The following is a 233-nucleotide window of genomic DNA, read 5'->3' as shown; positions in this document are numbered from 1 at the left end:
TGTTCTGTCTGGGGAGGTTGCGATCAGTGCGACACGTGACCGGATGATCTTGGCGTAAGGGAGGGCCTCCGGGTTCGGTGTGGATTGCGACGTCTACACCGACCAACGGAGGCCCTCGTGACCCACGCTAACGCACCCCTGACCCCGACCGGCAGACTGCGCCTGGCCCGCTGCGTCGTCGACGACCGATGGCCACTGCGACGAGCAACGGAACGGTTCCAGGTGTCGGTCTC

General features: G+C 65.2%; 1 pseudogene. It reads left to right on the top strand.

What is annotated here, in order from left to right:
- Positions 1-117 precede the first annotated feature (117 nt).
- Positions 118-233: pseudogene (locus tag VA596_RS50580) on the top strand (leucine zipper domain-containing protein); the annotation flags it as partial.

This window comes from Amycolatopsis heterodermiae (assembly GCF_034929455.1).
Taxonomy (GTDB): Bacteria; Actinomycetota; Actinomycetes; order Mycobacteriales; family Pseudonocardiaceae; genus Amycolatopsis; species Amycolatopsis heterodermiae.
Note: the sequence above shows the minus strand (reverse complement) of the source record. Positions and strands in the feature narration are given on the sequence as shown.